General features: G+C 36.0%; 20 protein-coding genes. 14 read left to right on the top strand and 6 right to left on the bottom strand.

Features of this window, described 5'->3' with window-relative positions; all coding sequences use genetic code 11:
- The first annotated feature begins 2 nt into the window (after positions 1-2).
- The 4 genes from NMG63_RS05615 to NMG63_RS05600 all read left to right on the top strand — a co-directional run bounded on the left by NMG63_RS05615 (position 3) and on the right by NMG63_RS05600 (position 4,638).
- Positions 3-1,448: a V-type ATP synthase subunit B gene (locus tag NMG63_RS05615; RefSeq protein WP_254006630.1), complete on the top strand. Its 1,446-nt coding sequence runs from the start codon at positions 3-5 to the stop codon at positions 1,446-1,448.
- A gap of 1 nt (position 1,449) precedes the next feature.
- Complete coding sequence (locus tag NMG63_RS05610; RefSeq protein WP_254006629.1) at positions 1,450-2,040, top strand: V-type ATP synthase subunit D; 591 nt, start codon at positions 1,450-1,452, stop codon at positions 2,038-2,040.
- A gap of 251 nt (positions 2,041-2,291) precedes the next feature.
- Positions 2,292-3,995 (top strand): phosphoenolpyruvate--protein phosphotransferase, encoded by a 1,704-nt coding sequence (gene ptsP / locus NMG63_RS05605; RefSeq protein ID WP_254006628.1) that lies wholly within the window; start codon positions 2,292-2,294, stop codon positions 3,993-3,995.
- Positions 3,982-4,638, top strand: a complete 657-nt coding sequence (locus NMG63_RS05600; RefSeq protein ID WP_254006627.1) for an HD domain-containing protein — start codon at positions 3,982-3,984, stop codon at positions 4,636-4,638. Before ptsP ends, NMG63_RS05600 begins: the two co-directional genes overlap by 14 nt.
- Positions 4,639-4,662: 24 nt before the next feature.
- Here NMG63_RS05600 and NMG63_RS09220 read toward each other — a convergent pair whose 3' ends face one another.
- The 4 genes from NMG63_RS09220 to NMG63_RS05585 form a co-directional block, all read right to left on the bottom strand.
- Positions 4,663-5,034 carry a prepilin peptidase gene (locus NMG63_RS09220; RefSeq protein WP_367399275.1) on the bottom strand — a complete coding sequence of 124 codons (372 nt, stop codon included), beginning with the start codon at positions 5,032-5,034 and terminating at the stop codon, positions 4,663-4,665.
- 91 nt (positions 5,035-5,125) lie between these two features.
- Positions 5,126-6,016 (bottom strand): hypothetical protein, encoded by an 891-nt coding sequence (locus NMG63_RS05595; RefSeq protein ID WP_254006626.1) that lies wholly within the window; start codon positions 6,014-6,016, stop codon positions 5,126-5,128.
- A gap of 109 nt (positions 6,017-6,125) precedes the next feature.
- A complete protein-coding gene (locus tag NMG63_RS05590) occupies positions 6,126-6,677 on the bottom strand; it encodes a hypothetical protein (RefSeq protein ID WP_254006625.1) in 552 nt (183 codons plus the stop codon).
- Between the two features lie 13 nt (positions 6,678-6,690).
- Entirely contained in the window at positions 6,691-7,461 is a 771-nt protein-coding gene (locus NMG63_RS05585; protein WP_254006624.1) for an HAD-IIB family hydrolase, read from the bottom strand.
- 45 nt (positions 7,462-7,506) lie between these two features.
- Between NMG63_RS05585 and NMG63_RS05580 the strand changes: the two genes are divergently transcribed.
- Positions 7,507-8,166: a M48 family metallopeptidase gene (locus NMG63_RS05580; RefSeq protein ID WP_254006623.1), complete on the top strand. Its 660-nt coding sequence runs from the start codon at positions 7,507-7,509 to the stop codon at positions 8,164-8,166.
- On the opposite strand, the gene NMG63_RS05575 is transcribed toward NMG63_RS05580, so the two are convergent.
- Positions 8,120-9,742, bottom strand: coding sequence for an Rqc2 family fibronectin-binding protein (locus tag NMG63_RS05575; RefSeq protein WP_254006622.1), 1,623 nt, complete (start codon positions 9,740-9,742; stop codon positions 8,120-8,122). The genes NMG63_RS05580 and NMG63_RS05575 overlap by 47 nt on opposite strands.
- Before the next feature lie 115 nt (positions 9,743-9,857).
- Here NMG63_RS05575 and gmk point away from each other — a divergent pair, with 115 nt between their 5' ends.
- Genes gmk through NMG63_RS05535 form a run of 8 tightly spaced genes read left to right on the top strand, consistent with a single transcriptional unit; the run spans position 9,858 to position 18,418 of the window.
- Positions 9,858-10,430 carry a guanylate kinase gene (gene gmk / locus NMG63_RS05570; protein ID WP_115354929.1) on the top strand — a complete coding sequence of 191 codons (573 nt, stop codon included), beginning with the start codon at positions 9,858-9,860 and terminating at the stop codon, positions 10,428-10,430.
- 23 nt (positions 10,431-10,453) lie between these two features.
- Positions 10,454-12,604 carry a replication restart helicase PriA gene (gene priA / locus NMG63_RS05565; protein ID WP_256478923.1) on the top strand — a complete coding sequence of 717 codons (2,151 nt, stop codon included), beginning with the start codon at positions 10,454-10,456 and terminating at the stop codon, positions 12,602-12,604.
- A 1-nt stretch (position 12,605) separates the two neighbouring features.
- Complete coding sequence (locus NMG63_RS05560) at positions 12,606-13,820, top strand: transcription antitermination factor NusB (RefSeq protein ID WP_254006620.1); 1,215 nt, start codon at positions 12,606-12,608, stop codon at positions 13,818-13,820.
- Between the two features lie 31 nt (positions 13,821-13,851).
- Positions 13,852-14,583 carry a protein phosphatase 2C domain-containing protein gene (locus NMG63_RS05555; protein ID WP_254006619.1) on the top strand — a complete coding sequence of 244 codons (732 nt, stop codon included), beginning with the start codon at positions 13,852-13,854 and terminating at the stop codon, positions 14,581-14,583.
- On the top strand, positions 14,576-16,327 hold the full coding sequence (pknB, locus tag NMG63_RS05550; RefSeq protein ID WP_254006618.1) for a Stk1 family PASTA domain-containing Ser/Thr kinase: 1,752 nt from the start codon (positions 14,576-14,578) through the stop codon (positions 16,325-16,327). Before NMG63_RS05555 ends, pknB begins: the two co-directional genes overlap by 8 nt.
- Positions 16,327-17,181, top strand: a complete 855-nt coding sequence (gene rsgA / locus NMG63_RS05545; RefSeq protein WP_254006617.1) for a ribosome small subunit-dependent GTPase A — start codon at positions 16,327-16,329, stop codon at positions 17,179-17,181. Before pknB ends, rsgA begins: the two co-directional genes overlap by 1 nt.
- On the top strand, positions 17,178-17,828 hold the full coding sequence (gene rpe / locus NMG63_RS05540; protein WP_123171363.1) for a ribulose-phosphate 3-epimerase: 651 nt from the start codon (positions 17,178-17,180) through the stop codon (positions 17,826-17,828). The genes rsgA and rpe overlap by 4 nt, the downstream gene beginning before the upstream one ends.
- Positions 17,825-18,418 carry a thiamine diphosphokinase gene (locus NMG63_RS05535; protein WP_254006616.1) on the top strand — a complete coding sequence of 198 codons (594 nt, stop codon included), beginning with the start codon at positions 17,825-17,827 and terminating at the stop codon, positions 18,416-18,418. The genes rpe and NMG63_RS05535 overlap by 4 nt, the downstream gene beginning before the upstream one ends.
- 30 nt (positions 18,419-18,448) lie before the next feature.
- Here the strand turns inward: NMG63_RS05535 and rpmB are convergent, their stop codons facing one another.
- A complete protein-coding gene (gene rpmB / locus NMG63_RS05530) occupies positions 18,449-18,640 on the bottom strand; it encodes a 50S ribosomal protein L28 (protein WP_013853067.1) in 192 nt (63 codons plus the stop codon).
- 202 nt (positions 18,641-18,842) lie between these two features.
- On the opposite strand from rpmB, the gene NMG63_RS05525 reads away from it, so the two are divergent.
- Positions 18,843-20,078, top strand: coding sequence for a cell division protein FtsA (locus tag NMG63_RS05525; protein ID WP_013853066.1), 1,236 nt, complete (start codon positions 18,843-18,845; stop codon positions 20,076-20,078).
- The last annotated feature ends 3 nt before the right edge of the window (positions 20,079-20,081 follow it).

The raw sequence follows: 20,081 nt of genomic DNA, 5'->3' as shown, positions 1-20,081 counted from the left end.
ATATGAGTATATTTTTTAAAGGATTATCGAGTATTAATGGTCCTCTTGTAGCAATTGAAGGCGTAAAAGATGCTTCGTTTGATGAACTCGTTGAGCTCGTAGACGATGATAATCATAAGCGTCTTGGCCGAATTATTGAATTGCAAGGTGAACGAGCATTAATTCAGGTTTTTGAGAATACAGAAGGCATGTCAAAGAAAAACATGTTGACGAAACTGTCAGGAAAACCAATCGAAATTGGTCTTTCTGAAGAAATATTAGGACGTAGTTTTAGTGGCTCAGGTGTACCAATCGATGGTTTAGGACCGGTTTTTACAGAAAAATTTTCTGATATCAATGGTCGTGTTATTAACCCAGTATCAAGAATCTATCCGCGAAACTACATTAATACGGGTGTTTCCGCAATCGATGGGCTTAATACACTTATTAGAGGACAAAAATTACCAATTTTTTCGGGTAGTGGATTATCACATAATGAATTGGCAGCACAAATTGTGCGTCAGGCAAAGTTACATGGCGATAATAATGAAGATTTCGCAATCGTCTTTGCGGCGATGGGTGTTAAACATGATGTTGCCGCATTCTTTAAACAAACGTTTATGGAACACGGCGTTATGGATCATGTAACCATGTTCTTAAATCTTGCTAATGACCCTATCATTGAACGTATTTTGACACCACGTTTTGCACTTACTGCAGCAGAATATCTTGCATTTGAAAAAAACATGCATATTCTCGTTGTAATGACGGATATTACTTCCTATTGTGAAGCATTGCGTGAGTACAGTTCTTCTAAGGAAGAAGTTCCAGGAAGAAAAGGGTATCCAGGATATCTCTACTCAGACCTTGCGAGCATGTATGAACGCGCAGGTTGTGTTGAAGGAAGCACAGGGTCATTAACACAAATCCCAATACTAACAATGCCAAATGATGATATATCACATCCAATTGCAGACTGTACTGGATATATTACTGAAGGTCAGATTGTATTGGATCGTAGTATGACGCAAAAAGGGATTTATCCTCCCATCAACGTCTTGCCTTCACTGTCTCGTCTTATGAAAGATGGTATTGGTGAAGGATTAACAAGAGGGGATCATTCAAGTGTTTCATCACAACTTTTTGCGGCGTATGCAAAAGTAATCGATGTTCGAAATCTTGCCTCCGTAATTGGATTGGATGAGCTGTCAAAAGCCGATCAAAAATATTTATCGTTTGGTAAGATATTTGAAAATTACTTTATTGGGCAAGGAGACAAAACGAATCGGTCCGTATCTGAAACATTGGACATCGGTTGGCATTTATTATCGCTGCTTCCAATTCACGATCTAGATCGTCTTGATGCGAAATTGCTTGATGATCATTATGATAATCATACAGCAGTGGTATATTTCAAAGAAAATAGCCCAGAACTTGTGGATGCGGTTTTATTAGAAGGAATGCATTAAGGTGTTAATTACCAAAGGAAATCTACTTGCGTGTAAAGAATCGCTACGATTAGCGAAGTTGGGCTACGAGCTAATGGATCGAAAGCGAGTAATTCTAATGCAAGAGTTGTCTAAAATGATGGATGATGTCAAAGAATTGCGTGATGTGATTGATGAAACGTATGACAAAGCATATCGATCCTTACAACGTGCTAACGTTTCTTTAGGCGTTATTGATCGCATTGCGAATTTAATGCCAGTTGAAGAAGATATCAAGATTGTTTATCGCTCCGTTATGGGAATTGAAATTCCTAAAGTTACGATTGAAGAAAAGGAAGTTAAAATTCCTTATGCACTCAGTGTGAGTAATTCAAGACTTGATGAAGTGTTTTTACAGATGCGTCAGGTTAAATTGTATACCGCTAAGCTAGCAGAGCTGGATAATGGTATGTATCGACTCGCGAAAGCTATCGAAAAAAGTCGTAAACGTGCGAATGCATTAGAACAGATTGTTATTCCAGATTTGGAAATTAAGATTAAAACAATTTCCGATGCACTTGAGGAAAAAGAGCGTGAAGAATTCATCCGCATGAAATTAGTTAAAAAAATGTAATCAACAAAAGACAGACGTTTTAAGCCTGTCTTTTGTTATTGAGAAGTCTAAAAGAACATGAACGTTTTACTCTATGTGTAAAGGGAATTTTATAAATAGAGCAACTCTGTAATAGAGATAGAAAGTTTCGAATGTGATTTTTCAAATATAGAGCACCAAAGTTTCATACTAACTTTTACTAAAAACTTTGATTACGTAAGTAAAAAGTGCTAAAATGACAATGATGAATTAGGGAAAAAGGAGATTATTCTATGATTAAAGGTATTGCTGCTTCAGCAGGTGTTTCAGTATCAAAGGTTTTCAAACTTCAACATCCAGTTTTAGAAATTGAAAAACGTGATGCTAACCCGGAAGAAGAAATCAAAAAATTACAAGATGCTGTTATTGCAACTCAAAAGGACATTACAGCAATTAAAGAAAATGCAGTGGGACGTCTCGCTGATGAAGAACTTGCAATTTTCGATGCTCACTTAATGGTTACTCAAGATCCAGAATTTGTGGGTCAAATCGAAGAGATGATCAAAAATGATTCTGTTAATGCAGAATTTGCAATTAATGAGATTGGTAATATGTTTATTGGTATGTTTGAAAGTATGGATGATCCTTACTTCCGTGAACGTGCGGCTGACATCAAAGATGTTACTTACCGTATGAAATGCCATGCGTGTGGACTAAATATTCCAGATTTAACAACAATCAATGAGGAAGTTGTTATTGTAGCGGAAGACTTAACACCTTCTGACACAGCTCAATTGGATCGCAATTTTGTTAAAGGATTTGCTACTGAAATTGGTGGACGTACATCACACTCAGCTATTATGGCTCGTAGTTTGGAAATTCCAACAGTTGTAGGTTCAGGTAAACTTTTAGATCAATGCGAACATGGTGATGAAGTTATTCTTGATGCTTTAGAGGGTGTAATTATTTTCAAACCTACTGAAGAAGAAAAAGCTTCATACTCTAAAAAAGCTGATGATTATGCAGAACACCGTAAGAGCCTACTTGCGCTTAAAGACGCTGAATCAGTATCGAAAGATGGTCGTCACGTTGAGCTTGCAGGGAATATTGGAACACCAAATGACGTAGAAGGTGTTGTTAATAATGGAGGAGAAGCTGTTGGTCTATATCGTACAGAATTCCTCTATATGGATGCTTCTGAATTACCAAATGAAGAAGATCAATTCCAAGCATATAAAACAGTACTTGAAAACATGGCTCCAGGTCGTGTAGTTGTTCGAACACTTGATATTGGTGGTGATAAGGAATTATCATATCTAAAATTCCCACATGAAATGAATCCATTCTTAGGTTACCGAGCAATTCGTTTATGTCTTGACCGTCCTGATATTTTCCATGTGCAAATTCGTGCACTATTACGCGCTAGCGTTTATGGTAAATTAGCAATCATGTTCCCAATGATTGCAACTATTCAAGAGTTCCGTGATGCGAAAGCAGTTGTAGAAGAAGAAAAGAAAAATCTATCAAAAGAAGGCATTGCATTCAGTGATGATATTGAACTTGGTATGATGGTTGAAATTCCTGCTGCAGCGATGCTTGCAGATCAATTTGCTAAAGAAGCAGATTTCTTCAGTATTGGTACAAATGACTTAATCCAATACTCAATGGCTGCTGACCGTATGAATGAAAAAGTATCATATCTTTACCAACCTTACAACCCATCAATTTTACGTCTTGTAAAAATGACAATCGATGGAGCTCATAAAGAGGGCAAATGGTGTGGTATGTGTGGTGAGATGGCTGGAGATGAAAAAGCAATTCCTTTACTCTTAGGACTTGGTTTGGATGAATTCTCAATGTCTGCATCATCAATTTTAGAAGCACGTCGTATTATCCGTGATTTAAGTTACGAAGATATGAAAGAACTAACAGATAAAGCTCTAAACTGTGCAACCACAGAAGAAGTGCTTGAACTATTAGAAAATGCTATCCAATAATCAAATTTGTATTTTAGATAATCTTGATCAGAACATTTTTAAAATGATGTCCAAAGACAAATCAGGTCATGATTATTACCACATAAAGCGTGTTGTGAATCTCACTTCACGCTTAATTTCTGAAACGGATAATGAGTTTGTAATTAAAGTAATTGCTTATTTACATGATGTATTTGATGATAAAATCTTCAAGACGGATAACCTTGAGTTAGCACTTAAAAATCTTTTTCGTGAATGGGATTTAAATTTTGAAGGTTATGACGATGAAATAATATTAGGCGTATCTCAAATTGGATACAAAGGCGGATTTGGAATCAAAAATAAAATTCGTGTCGCACAAATAGTATCAGATGCTGACTATCTTGATGCTATGGGTGCAATTGGTATTGCACGAACCTTCTACTATGCAGGGAGTAAGGGGACACCACTTTATGATCCGACGCTTAAAAGAATAGAAATTGATTCGCTATCAACGTATCGAAATACAGAACGCAATGCGATTGAACATCTCGATGAGAAATTAATCAAACTTTATGAGTTACTCGAAACAGAAGAGGCCAAAAAAATTGGGAGAGTGCGTCATCAACGATTACTGGACTTTTACCAAGCCTTTTATGATGAAATGAACGAATCAGATATGTAAAAAGAAACAGGAAACTGTTTTTTTTTATAGGGCGAGCATGAATCCAATGCTAATAATCGGAACGAAAGGATAGGGGGTATCAGGTAAGCTACGTTTTTGAATTTGAATTAATAATAAAATTGTCGATGCGAGCGACGTATAGTAAATTCCCAATACACTTTTTTCAAATCCCAAATAAAAACAAAGGGATTGAATGAGTAGAACATCTCCAAGTCCAATACTTTTTCGGTAACGCCATAAAAAATAAAAAGGGAATCCGAGACATAACAAACTGATAAAATTATCAATCGTGATTGGTGCAGGATTGACAACTCGAATAATGTAGATAGCGTTTATAAGACATTTAGGTATTTTCAGTATCTTATAGTCAATGTATGACATGACAAGTAAGATCATAATGAGTAAGGAATTTGTTGCTTCAATAAGAATCACCTGTTACTAATTAGTCATGAATTAAAACATGACATAAAAAAAAGAGCTTTCGCCCTTATTTAGAAAAAATTGTAATTGATGCGATGAAGGGCAGTTCGCCTTGCTTGCAGTCACCATCAGTTTTCCAATTTTTGTAATGTCCACCAGTTATTTTACCACGGATATGATAAATTGAGTCAAAGGACTTATGAACTTCAACCAAGTGTTTTGTAGGGATGTAACCAATAAGAACTAGATCGTTGTCTGAAACTCCGGCCATCACTTTAATATGTGTTAGTGTTTCTTTGCGACTCCGTTCCTTAACAAGACTGATTGAAGGGATATCGTTAAAGATATTTTCGAAGATATATTTATTGCATAGCTTATGATTTTGAATTTGTTCAAAGTTCATCTTATAAGCTACTGATTCTTTTAGAAGTCCTCGGGCATTCATTTTATGTAATAGTTGATAGATGTTTTCTTGATTTTCATCACTTCTTACAAGTGTTAATGTAACGCGCGATGACGTATCACTTGCTTGCTGTTCGGATTCACTTTTCTGTTTTAAATCATTATTTTTTGTGGAAGAAAGAGCCATTTTTAAAGGGTCATCGAAATTTGTAGGATTGAAAATACGCGTTGAATTTGTAACTTCAAACGGATCAATATCGTCCATCTCAATTTCAGGCTCAATCAATTCAAGGTCATCAGATTCTAAATCATCTTCAAATTGATCAACCGTTTCATCATCCAAATCGTGGTCTGGGTCCTCATCGGTAAGATTTTCATAATCCTGGCCTTTGTGGATAGATATGACGATAATACTCATGATTACAAAAAACAGTGAAGTTCCGCAAGCTAAAGCAGCATAGAGACGGTAACCTTCTTGGTTCAGAATGTAAGCACCACCAAGACATCCAAGTCCAATTAATATAAATAAAGTTGGTAAAATATTTCTTTTTCTCATCTAAACACCCTCTCTTTACGACTACATTAAGTTTAACCCATTCATCCGTCATAAGGCAAGTAAATAACCAAGGTGTTTTCAAATAAAAACAGTAGAAAATCTACTGTTTTTATTTATCTTCTATTGTTTTAATTTGTTTTCTTAATTTTAAGTACTGAACTGCAAAATAGCCACTCATAGCGATTAATAATGCGATACCAACATACATAATCCATAAATCAAACTCTGACGGTGTATACCGTCCATCCACATTACGTGTTAATAGAATTATAATCACAAGTAGGGGAACGACAACATACGATCCTGTATCTGTTTTTTTGGACTTAAGAGCACTTACTGAATTCAGTTTTGCATAATCTTCATCTGATATCTTAATAATATTTCGATCCTTCAAGAAAAAGAACTTTTCATAAAGATAAAAAGCAATAAAAACTACGATCGAAACGATAACTGAAGTAAGTAGTGATTGTCTAAGTAAACCGTAAGACATTACAAATCCAAGGAGAACCCAAAGATTTCGACCTGTTATGATATTCATAATTTTCATTTCACGTTCAAGAATATGATAACCTTCTTGTTTTCCTTTGATGACATAAAGTAAACGGCGACGTTTATCTTTTAACATATTCATCTTAAATAATTCTTCATCTGTAAAATTCATATTTCGCTCCTACCTAAAGTACACCATGATATTGTAAAGCGTACATAATACCATCTTGATCAACATCGCGAGTTATAAAATCAGCAACTTCTTTTGCGGAATCACAAGCATTCCCAAGTGCTACTGAATAATTTGCATTTTTTAAGAAATCGACATCATTATCGCCATCACCAAAACCAACATACCGTGATACGTTGAGGTGTTGATTCAAGGTTTTTAATCCGTTATATTTTCCGCCTTGTGTGGGAATGACTTCAAGATTTCCAAGTTGATCAAAAGCGGTGTTTTTATCACCGATAAGTCTATTATAATCATCTTTTGAGAGCGTGTCGATATCATAACTAATTAAATTATAAATTTTTTCATTTTGATACGATACGACAGGATACTCTGCAGGAATTCCAAAGTGCTGAAGCGATTCTAATAAACGCTTATTTGCTTTACTTGTGAGGGTATTACGGGACCCTTCTAAAAGTAATGGACCTTTGTTGACTGCAATAAGTTCATGAATAAACTCAGGTTCAAAGTAGATCTCAGAAATGACTTGTTGTTTCGAATCTAAAATGAGAGAGCCGTTGGAAAGAACATATCCATCCCAAGGAAAGATATCATCAACACCAGCTTCATGAATGCCCAATAAACTTCTTCCAGTACATAGAGCTACTAAGTATCCTTTTTCTTTTAATTGATACAGCGCATCCAATGTGCTTTGTGGAACGGTATGTGTGGTATTATCCAACAACGTACCATCTACATCAAAATAGAATATTTCGTTATTTTTCATTTTATCACCTTAAATAGTATAGCATGAATGTGCTATGATACCCTTATGAAAATAGAAATCAATAGAAGCAAACGTAAAACAATGGCAATCTTGGTTCGTGATGGCAGGGTAATTGTGAAGGCACCCATCAATACACCCGATACCGTTATTGAGTCATTTATAAGTCAAAAAAAATCTTGGATTGAAAAACATGTACAAGCTTTTGAACCACTAGGTTATCATCATCAAACGATGAATAAGCTTCGTGTTTTTGGCGTATACAAAAACGTGAAAACGTTGGAGGGAAACGATTTTAAGATTGTTGAGTCAAAAGATTCGATTGAAATTACGACGCCTTTATCGTTATCGGATGAACGTATCAACCAAAAGGTTGATGATTATTTTAAGAAACAGCTCGAAATACGGTTGGATTCGTTGGTGTGTTTGTATGCATGGCGATTGAAATTAAAAACGCCTCCCTTTAAAGTGAGACGTTATAAACGATTGTATGGTCGCTGTAATCAAAATCATGAGCTCGCATTTAATACATACTTATATCATGAAAGTATTCCATTTATTCATTATGTAGTTCTTCACGAATGCTCCCATATCATTGAATTTAATCATAGTGATCGATTTTATAAAGTAGTATCGTCGGTAATGCCCTCATATAAAGAAGTTATTCATTCAAATAAGATGCAACGAGCGATTCATCTGGATCTATAAAGATGCTCTTTTGTGTCGATACACTTACCAGTCCTGGATTAGCACCTGGGATTTTTTTTATGTTTTTTGCTTGAGTGTAGTAGACCTCAACACTGCTACCATGTCGTGCTTTTGAATAGAATGCTGCAAGATGTGCACACAGTCTGATTTTAGGCTCATCCAATTCTGGAGTTTTAATAATGACATGGGTTCCAAATGTATTTGCTGCATGAAACCACATATCTTCTTTACGAGCAAGTTTGAAAGTTAGGTAGTCGTTTTGAATGTTGTTTTTACCTACAAATATTGTAGTTTCATCATCGTAGACAATTGTAAGATAATTTGGTTTTTTCTTTTTCTTAATATTTTGTTTCTTCAATCTTTTTTGATTGATAATTCCTAGTGATATCAGCTCATCATTAATCTCTTGGGCGTCTTCAACTGTTGCTTGCTCTGCTTGAGTTTGAAGTTGTTCAAAATAATGGATGCGTGCTTCGGTTTTATTGATTTGTTCTTCAAGATAAAACAAACTTGTCTTTGCTTTTTGATAGCGTTTAAAATAGCGTTTCGCATTGTCTTTTCCATTAAATCGGGGATCGAGTTCAATGGTTACATCATTACCTTCAAAATCTTTAACGGTTATTTCATGATGTCCATTGGGTAAAGAACTTGCGAATGCGAAGAGAAGATCTCCTTTTTCGCGCAAATAATCACTGTCTTGAGCATGATCGTAATCATCATATAACTTCGGAAGTTTAATTCGACTACGTTTCAATTCACGCTTAATTAGTTTTAAAAGATCACCGGTATGTGCTTTGATACGATCTTTTTGTTGAAGATCTTTGAAATATAAGTCAAGACCTTCCATAATCGGTTCTTTTTTAAAACTTTGATTGAGATGAGTCAGTTCAATAATATGGAAATCTTGCTCATACAGATAAATGTTTTGTGACTCAGACAGGAGTTTTATGATATCTTCAGGTTTTTGTGTTTTTAAACGGAAGGTGATTTCTCGTTCTAACAGTGGTGAGATTCCATTAAATTGGTTTTTTAATGCATCATCGGGATTGTAGGATGCGAGTTCTAAAAATGATTTTTTATCAAATTGTGGCGGATATTCGTAAATGCTACCACTCACAATTGCTCGCGAAGTATTTTCAAATGGGGATATACGTTTAAGTGCATCAATAATAATATTATTCTCATCAACGATTATAATATTAGCGTATTTCCCTAAAAGTTCAATAATTAAACGGTAGGGTCTAATGACTCCCATGTTATCACGATGCTCGATATGAATCTCTATAACACGATCAAAGCCGTATTGGCTTATCTGTGTGATAATACCACCTTCAAGATGTTTACGCATAAGCGTTAGCAAATGTGTCTGATCAAGATTTGCGGTCGGTTTTTCTTTAGTCCATTGAACTCTACTAAATACAGGGTGTGTAGAGATGAACATATTCATTTTTTTTCCTGCAAAACAATGAAGCATAAATTCATGATTTGAAGGTTGAGTAATTTTATTTATTTTTACAGGACAATCTTCATTCATCATCCTTACAATTCGATTTAACAGTACGCCATCAATAGCCATATAATCTACCTCTCAATACTAATATTTAATATTATAACATTAAGTCTACACGGATTATAAAATTGTTTGACTTGTTATGGTATAATAAGTAAAATTATTAAAAGGGATGGTGTTTATGAGACGAGGATTATTAATTATTTTTTCAGGTCCTAGTGGGGTAGGAAAAGGAACAGTTCGTAAGTTGTTTTTTGATCGTGAAGAGTTGAACTTAGCATTTTCTATTTCGATGACAACACGCAAACCAAGAAATGGCGAAGTCGATGGACAAGACTACTATTTTGTTACTCAGGAACGTTTTAATGAAGCACTTGAGAATAATGAATTACTCGAGCATGCTGAGTTTGTTGGGAATCATTATGGGACGTTGTTAGCGGAAGTTGATCGTTTGAGAGATTTAGGTAAAAATGTATTGCTTGAGATTGAGGTTCAAGGTGCGCTCCAAGTTATTGATCGCGTTCCTGATTCACTCAGTATTTTTTTAGTACCACCAAGTATGGAAGAACTCAAGCGTCGTATTGAAGGAAGACAGACGGAATCTCAAGATGTAATTAACGAACGTCTTGAAAAAGCAGCTAAGGAAATGGAATTAATGAATCATTACCGTTATGTTATTTGTAATGAAGATCCGCAAAAAGCTGCAGACTCTGTTGCTTTAATTATTAAAAGAAACATCGAAACAACTCTATAAGAGTTGTTTTCAGTCTATGGGAGGTGAAATCATTGAAATATTTAGAAGTATATATAGAAGAGAGTTTTTTAAATAATCAAACACTTACATATTCCGATAATGGTTTTAATGTTTCACCAGGAGTGAGGGTCATGGTACGAGTGCGTAATCGTCTAATGGTTGCCTTTGTTCATTCCGTAAAGGACCCCTATGAAACGAGTTATAACGTAGCACCAATTGATTCTGTGTTGGATGAAGTGCCAATTTTAAATCAAGAGTTAGATGATCTAGCATTGTGGATGAGTTATGCGTATATGACACCGATGATTCGTTGTTTGCAGACCATTCTACCGAATAAACTAAAACCTAAAAGTTCTGCGGGAACGATTAAAACGGAACGGGTTTTAAAATTAACAGGCCAGTTGATAGGGTCTGACTTGACCCCAAAACAATGTGCTTTCTTGAAATATCTGGATGAAAACACGCCTCTCTCGCTTAAAGCAGCACGACACTATTATTCAGATTATCGAAAACTCATCGAAAAGGGTTTTGTAGAGGAATTTGAACGTGAAGTTACGTATCAAGAGCAATCCATAAATGCAGACTATCTAAAACCTACTTTAACTCCAGATCAAATAGACGCACTCAATAAAATTGAATTTGGTGTGGCGAGTACTTACCTACTCCATGGTGTTACTGGAAGTGGTAAGACGGAAATATACTTAAATGCAGCGGCACAAGTGTTAAAGGAACAAAAACAAGTACTGATTATGGTTCCAGAAATTTCGTTAACACCGCAAATGATTCAAAGGGTTTCTGAACGGTTTGGGGAGGATGTCGCAATCTATCATTCTGCTTTAAACGATCAAGAAAAATATGAACAATACGTTAGAGTTCAAAAACAGCAAGTCAAAATTGTGATTGGTACACGATCTTCAATTTTTATGCCCTTTGAACACTTAGGGTTAATTGTCATGGATGAAGAACACGATTCGAGTTATAAGCAAGATCAAGTGCCCATGTATCATACGCGTGACATCGCAATAAAGCGCAGTCAATTTCATAACTGTCCATTGGTTTTGGGGAGTGCATCACCAGCATTAGAAAGTTATGCACGAGCACTCAAGGGTAATTATCAACTCTTAGAACTCAATGATCGGATTAATCATAGATTTCCAACCGTTACGCTTGTCGATACACGTACAGCACTTTATGAAAAGCAGTCTCCATACTTAACCGAAACGCTTTTATCAGGGATTCAAAAACGTCTAAGTCTGGGTGAACAAGTGATTTTACTTCTTAATCGAAGAGGGTACAATACACTTTTAAAAAATGCGATCACTAATGAGGTATTACTCTGTGAGCATTGTGATGTCGCTTTAAACTACCATAAAGATGATCAAACGATTCGTTGTCACATGTGCGGAGAAAGTTATCACCAATTACCACTTGTAGATGGTAAACCACCTAAAATAATCGGAAGTGGTGTTGGTACACAGCGCTTAGTCGAAGAGCTCGAAGGGCTCTTTCCCCAAGCACGTATTGCGAGAATGGATGCCGATACCACATCAAAGAAAAATGCACATCAACGTATCTTAAACGGTTTTATTAATCATCAATCTGACATTCTTGTTGGAACGCAGATGATTGCGAAAGGATTAGATGTGGAAAATGTAACGTTAGTAGGAATTGTGAATGCAGATGCAACCCTTGCATATTCTGATTATCGTTCGGTTGAGTTAACCTTTAATATGATCTTACAAGCCGCAGGTCGCAGTGGACGAGGACAATATCCGGGAGAGGTTATCATTCAAACAAGTAATCCGGATCATTACGCAATTGTTTGTGCAGTGAATCAAAAATATAAGCACTTCTTCAAACAAGAAATGGAATATCGAAAAATAGCAGGATATCCGCCTTATAATTACTTGATTTCTCTGGTCTTCTTAGATGAAGATGCGTTGAAATCATGGCAAGCAGCAGAAGATTTTCAAAAGTTACTGAATGATCAAGACTTTCAAATCTTAGGTCCTACCGAACTGAGAAAACTTCAACGAAAACATCGAACCCGAATTATCTTAAAAGGTAAGAACTTAGAATCAATGATTAACATCTGTAATCAAGCATTACAGTTATATCGCAAAATTAACGGAACAGGAGTTGTTGTGGACGTTAATCCCATAACATTAGAATAATATGAGAAGATTAGAGAGTTATAAAGTACTGAGTGAAGTTTATTTCAAAGGACGCCATGCGCACTTAGTACTCAAAGAGTTGGATTTGCCCGCTCAGGATCAAGCGTTTGTGAGTGCTTTTGTTTACGCTACATTACAGAATAGTTTATTTTTAGATTATCAATATGAAGATTTAGTAGATAAAAAGTTACCGAAAGAAGTACGACTCGTTATTAAAATGGGATGTGCACAATATTTTAAAATGGACAAAATTCCAGACTATGCTTTGGTAAGTGAAACGGTTGATTTATGTAAAGCAATTGGTAAGCATCGCTATTCAGGTGTTGTGAATGCGGTATTGAAAAAAGTGATAGAACGGAATGAACGTGAAATCAGCGGGAGCGATCTTGAAGTGGCATCAATTCAATATAGTATGCCACTCTGGATTATGAAACTCTTATCGAAGCAGTACAGTGAATCCTTTTCGATAGCTTATGCGCAATATTGTCAAGATATTAAACCGACCTATGTACGTTTTAATGCTTTAAAACCAACAACTGATGATTTATCAGATTTCATACTTGATGATGACGATAAACACCTTGCTAAGCCGTCACTTTTCAAAAGTAAATATTTACAAGAAGGCTATGTTCTTGTGCAAGATATCAACAGTCAAGAAGTCGTACGTTGGATGGATTTAGAGCCATCATTATCCGTACTTGATTGTTGCTGTGGGCCGGGTACTAAAACAGTGCAAATTGCAAATTATCTTGAAAATACTGGAACTATAACGGGTGTAGAACTTCATGAATCACGTGCAGAAGCTACAAGAGCGCTTTTAGAACGTTGTAATGTACTAAACGCGAATATCATTACAAGTGATGTCCTTCAGTTTCAAACAGATCAAGAATATGATCGAATTCTCGTGGATGCACCATGCTCTGGACTGGGTGTCCTATCCCATAAGCATGATTTGCGTTATCATATTTTCCCTCAAGATTTAGATGAACTTGTTAAGATCCAACAAGAAATGCTTATCCATACATCAAAGTTTGTTAAAAAAGATGGAATTTTGGTATATTCTACCTGTACCTTAAATCGAAAAGAAAATGAGAAACAGGTCCAAGCATTTTTGGAACATCATTCAAATTTCGAACTTATTAAAGAAATTACGCTTAATCCTGTTGAGACAAAGGGTGATGGGTTTTATATCGCTAAATTAAAGAGAACATGTTAATATAAATAGATAGAATAAGTGAGGTTTTCGCGTGAAGTATACAAGTATCAGTGAAATCGGATTAATCCGTAAAGAAAATCAAGACTATGTTGCTGTAGTTGAAAATGACAATGCACTTTTAGCTGTTGTATGTGATGGTATTGGGGGCGCGAATGCAGGATCTGTTGCGAGTCAAATGGTTGTGAAACTACTTCGTGAATCTTTTATTGATAAACGTGAATTTTCAAATCTGAAGGATATTCGCGCGTGGTTTGACAAAGCAATTACTTCCATTAATCGTGCTACTTATCATGAGTCTTTAGTTGTACGTGAGTATTCGGGCATGGGAACGACTCTTGTTGCTGTGGTCGTCTTAGGTGAGGATGTTATCGGATTTAATATTGGAGATAGCAGAATCTATAGTGTGAAAGAAAATCAATTAAGCTGCCTGAGTCATGATCAAACGTATGCTTATGAGATGTATAAGCGTAATGAAATATCAAAAGAAGAAATTTATAACCATCCTAAACGAAATATTTTAATGAATGCCGTTGGAATTGACGAGAATGTTGATTTTGAGGTTGTAACGATTACACCAAAGTGGGATTATCTTTTGCTCTGCTCAGATGGTCTTCATGGATATGTTCCTCAAGATCAAATTGAGTCGACGTTTAAGATTAATGGTTTACTTGCTCAGCGTAATCATTTAATGGAAATGGCATATAAGGCAGGTGGATACGATAATATCTCAATTATCCTCCTCGAGGCAGATCGCCATGAATAGTATTATTGGAGAACGTTATCGAATAGTTAAGAAGATTGGTACCGGAGGGATGGCGGATGTCTACTTAGCATTGGATACTGTTTTAAATCGGGAGGTAGCCCTTAAAGTTTTAAGAGGAGATTTATCTCATGATCCGGTTGCGCTGTTGAGATTTCAACGTGAAGCCAATGCAGCTTCAGGATTAAATCATCAAAGTATTGTAGAGGTTTATGATGTCGGTGAAGATGAGGGGCAACACTACATTGTAATGGAAATGATTCGTGGTACGACTCTGAAACAACTTGTTCATCGTCGTGGTGCTTTGGATAAATATGAGTCAGTAGCAATCATGCAACAACTTGCTTCAGCATTACAGCATGCTCATGCAGCTCATGTTATTCATCGTGATATTAAACCTCAAAATATTCTTGTTAAAGATGACGGAACAGTTAAAATAACTGATTTTGGTATTGCGCTTGCGGGCGATGCAATCCAATTAACAAAATCAGACTCAGTACTTGGGTCTGTACATTATATGGCACCGGAGTGTTCTCGAGGCGAAGGTGCTGGAGAACAATCGGATGTCTATTCACTGGGAGTTGTTTTTTATGAATTATTGACAGGTGATGTGCCTTATCGTGGTGAGACACCCGTTGAGATTGCAATGAAGCACATGAGAGAACCATTTCCTTCAGTGATGAAATTTAATCCAACACTGCCAAATTCAATTGCGAATATCATCGCGCGAGCAACACATAAAAACCGAACACACCGATATGCAAATATGAAGGAATTCGTTGAAGATTTAGACACATGTCTTTTGGAGTCACGTGCTGATGAGCCCTTGTGGGAAGCGACGATGGAAAGTGATGACGGTACCAAGTTAATCGAAAAGTTAAATGGTGTAACTGAAACACTTCCAAATCAACAAAAACCCAAAAAGAAAAGAAAAATGATTGTTGGTGCAAGTTTACTGGCAGTTGTAATTGTTATCTTTAGTATTTGGATGATATTTGCTCCTAAAAAGCCAAGTGATATAGAAATTCCAGATTTAGCGGGTCTTTCTGTTTCAGAGGCCAAGGAGCACCTTGCAAATTTAGGGCTCAATTACGCTCCATCCTACTTATACGAAATTTCTGATAAATATGAAGATGGAAAGTTAATTGGAACGAAACCCGAGAAGGGTACGAAGGTACTTAAAGGTGATCAAATTAAACTGATTGTTTCTCAGGGTAAAATTTACACTGTGGAGGATTTCACGGGGAAATCGGTTAATGATGTGAAAGCGATTTTGTCGGATAAAAATATTAATATTAAAACAACTTCGGAGTATTCATCATCCGTACCGACAGGTCATATAATTCGACAAGAAGGCTTGATGCCTGGAGATAAAATTAAACCTGAACAACGTTATGATATTGTTTTAGTCGTAAGTTCAGATAAAGAACTTGTTTTACCGGGCGATTTAATTGGTAAATCCATTGCGGATGCGAAAGCACAATTAGAAGGCTTGGGTGTTGAGGTAACAACCTCAGAACTTCCAACTCAAAATTTAAGCATTTCTGAGTTGAACGGCTTAAGTTATGGTACTGTAATTCGGTCAAATCCGATGCCAGGAAGCTATTATATCCAAAATTCCGGGAATTCTGTGACACTTTATTACTATAGTGAAAGCAGTCGTCCAAAAGAGGAAGAGGACGAAAAAGAAGAAAAACCATCTGAACGTGAAGATAAGCCAGATGGTAATAACGACAGGGAGGCATAATGAGAGAAGCAGTAATAACACGCATTGTATCGAATCGATATTCGGTTTATTTTGAGGGTGAATTCATTATAGCGACCGCAATGGGAAAATTAAGACTTGGAGATAAACCAATTGTTGGTGATCATGTTCATATAGAAGAATTAGATGGGAAATGGGTGATCCAACAAGTTTTGCCTCGTCGAAATCAATTAATTCGTCCGCTTGTAGCCAATGTCGATCAAGCACTTATTGTGATGTCTGCAAAAGAACCTGATTTTTCCTTTACGCTTGTGAACCGACTCATTTTCCTTGTATCACTTCAAAATATTAATCCAATAATTATAGTTTCAAAAGGGGATTTGGCAGATTCAGACTTGAAACAAAGTATTCTTGATGAATATGAACAATTTGGATATACGGTTATCATGAGCGGGAACGATATCGCAACGGATGCGCTTGAATCTGTTATGGCAAATAAAATATCTGTTCTGGCAGGACAAAGTGGTGTCGGGAAATCAAGTATCTTAAATCGAATCAGTCATGATTTGGAACTTAATACCCAAGAAATTTCTAAAGCGTTGGGCCGTGGACGACATACGACACGTCATAATCAAATCTATCCACTATGTGGCGGATGGATTGCTGATACACCGGGATTTTCTTCTCTAGATTTTAGTTCTGTTGATCCGGTTGAATTATCACAATCCATTCCTGATTTTGTACCGTTTATCGGAAATTGTAAGTATCGAGATTGCATGCACATTCAGGAGCCAGGGTGCATAATTAAAGAAAAAGTAGAGAGCGGCGAAATCTCAAAACAACGTCATCAAGATTATCTTGATTGCTTAACATTAATTAAGGAGGAGTCACGATGAGTAAAATCGTATCACCATCTTTATTATCCTTGGATTTTAAAGATATGAAAACACAATTAAAACGTGTTGAAGTAGCAGGGGCAACATGGTTGCACTATGATGTTATGGATGGGGTTTTTGTAGATAACATTAGCTTTGGACCATCTATTATGAAACAAATTGGTCAAGTGTCTGATTTATTAATGGATGTACATCTTATGATTGTTAATCCTGAAAAATATTTTGATATGTTTATTGAGAATGGTGCTGATGCAATTACCTTTCATACAGAATGTTATGGTGATCCAACACAAGGTATTGAAGCAGTTAAACGTTTAAAGAAAAAAGGAATTAAAGCAGGAATTACGTTGAGACCGGGTACGGACCTCGATAAAATTGTTCCTTACCTAAAACATGTTGATTTGGTTTTAGTTATGAGTGTAGAGCCCGGTTTTGGTGGACAAGCATTCATGCCAGAGATGCTTGATCGCATAAAGCAATTGGATGAGATGCGTAAGCTTAATAATTATGAGTATCTAATTTCTGTGGATGGTGGCATTAATGGTGAAACAGGACCAAGAGCCCGATTGGCCGGAGCTGATATTTTAGTTGCGGGAAGTTATGTATTTGGGGATGACATTGAAAAGGCGGTTTCATCGTTACTATGAAAACCGTCACAATCGTTTTAGGCGAGCATCACGATGCGATAATTGGAGATGTAATCGGTGTAGACTACGGTGCATTTGTTTGCGCTCGGGATGGAATATCGATGGATATAGCCTGTGGCGATTTTGATTCTGTAACTGCAGTGCAATTCAAGGAGATTGAATTGCACTGTTCGCATATACACAAGTTAAACCCCATTAAAGATGAAACAGATTTTAAGTATGCATATTCACTCTGTGACGAATACGATGTAATTCGCGTGCTCGGTGGTCTAGGGCGTCGTAAAGATCATGAGTTCATAAATATTATGACTGCGATTAAAGACTCGAGAATTGAGTTGTATGATGATTTAAACAAAATAAAACGATATGACTCAGGGAGCCATATCGTGAATAAGTTAAATTATAAGTATTTTTCTGTAATTGTGCTAACACAAGGTTTTATTTCTCTTAACGGATTTAAATATCCTCTTACCCGACGAGAAATATTTCCTTTTGATGATTACCTCACTTCAAATGAAATGATTGGTGATGCTGCGGAAATAATTCTCGAAGAAGCAAGTGTTCTCGTTATTCAAGCATGCGATTCATAATAAAAAAAACGGTGTAAACCGTATTTTTTATTATTTTGCTTGTTGTGCTTTCAATGATTTTAGTGCACGGGCGGAAATACGGACACGAGTTGGTTTTCCATCCACCATAATTGTTGCATTTTGCAAGTTTACATTCCATTTACGACGTGTTGCACGAAGTGAATGTGAACGTTTGTTTCCTGATAGTGTTTTTTTACCGGATACGGAACATACTCTAGGCATACCGTAACCCCCTTTCTTATCTATTTCATAACGCTTGACTATAATATCATATAGATTTTGTTTAATCAAGTATCTCAGAGAAAAATTATCACCAAAAATTCTTGTGTGAAATAACAAGCAAAAATGCACTTAACACACCATCTATCACTTTGCTATTGGACTTTATTATGATATTATGATATTAGCACAAGGAGGTTCGCTGATGGAGAAACAAATTATTGCAGCTTTAGAAATCGCGGATCATGAAGTGCGCTTGTTAGTTGGACAATTTTTCAATGGCCGATTAAATATATTAAAGGTTGAACGTGTCCCACATTTAGGTGTGGCAGGATACTCGATCATGAGTGAAACACATGTGGTCGATTCAATTAAAAAAGCGATTGAAAATGCATCGCGAAATTTGGGGGTTGTAATTAAGCAAGTACTTTTACTTGTTCCTGGCGTCCACATGAAGCGAATTAATAAACAATTGCGCGTACCAATCACTGGGCGTATTTCTGAGAATGATGTAAAAAGAGCATATAAAGAATTATTAAACGTAAAAGCTCCTGAAGGACATATATTAACAAATGTTTTAATGAGTAAATATTTTGTGAACGGAAGTTCGACACGTAAATTACCATTAAACGAACGATGTGAAAGTTTGACCATTGAAGCAGACTGCTATTTTGGAAAACAATCCATCATTTTCCCATATGTGTCATGTGTTGAAAAATCAGGATTAAAGATTATTGATATTGTTTTAGATGACATTGGTTTCGCAAAAGAAGCTTCTTTATTCGAAGCATCAATTGATAAGCCGATTGTTGCCTTAACATTAGGTGAAAAGTTAACAAAATTATCATTATTCAGTAAAGGGATTCTCTTATCGAATGATTATATCGATCGTGGATTTGAGGTCTTTATGAAGAAAATCGAACGCACATTAAAGGTACCAACCGATGTTGTACATCGTTTGTTGTATTTTAATATCGATTTGAATAATGAAAATCCGAAAGATGACCCAATATTTATTTGGTCGACTAAATCGACATCCCATACCTTATCACAGGTAGATCTTATGAATTTAGTCGCAGATGATATAAATAAATTTGTGGGTGAAATATGTAGTAGTTGTGAACCGATTTTTGAAAATCTTGGAGAACCGCGTTTTATTATTAGTGGTGAAGCCGCAGAGATTTCAGGAGTTACAGATTGTATTGAAAATATAACAGAAGCGGAGGCGGTTACATACCGTTCTACAACATTTGGTGTAAAAGACTATGGTTTAACATCTCTTGTAGGGGCATTTTACTTTTATAAAGACCAAAGTATATTCCGTGATGTAACACTCTCAAGCGTTGATGAAGATGAGTTTAAACGAGTTGTGTTACAATATGAAAAAGATGAAGATGACTCGATTACTCAAAAACTAAAGAGCATGTTCTTTGAACGTTAGATG

The organism is Erysipelothrix amsterdamensis (genome assembly GCF_940143175.1).
GTDB lineage: Bacteria > Bacillota_I > Bacilli_A > Erysipelotrichales > Erysipelotrichaceae > Erysipelothrix > Erysipelothrix amsterdamensis.
Note: the sequence above shows the minus strand (reverse complement) of the source record. Positions and strands in the feature narration are given on the sequence as shown.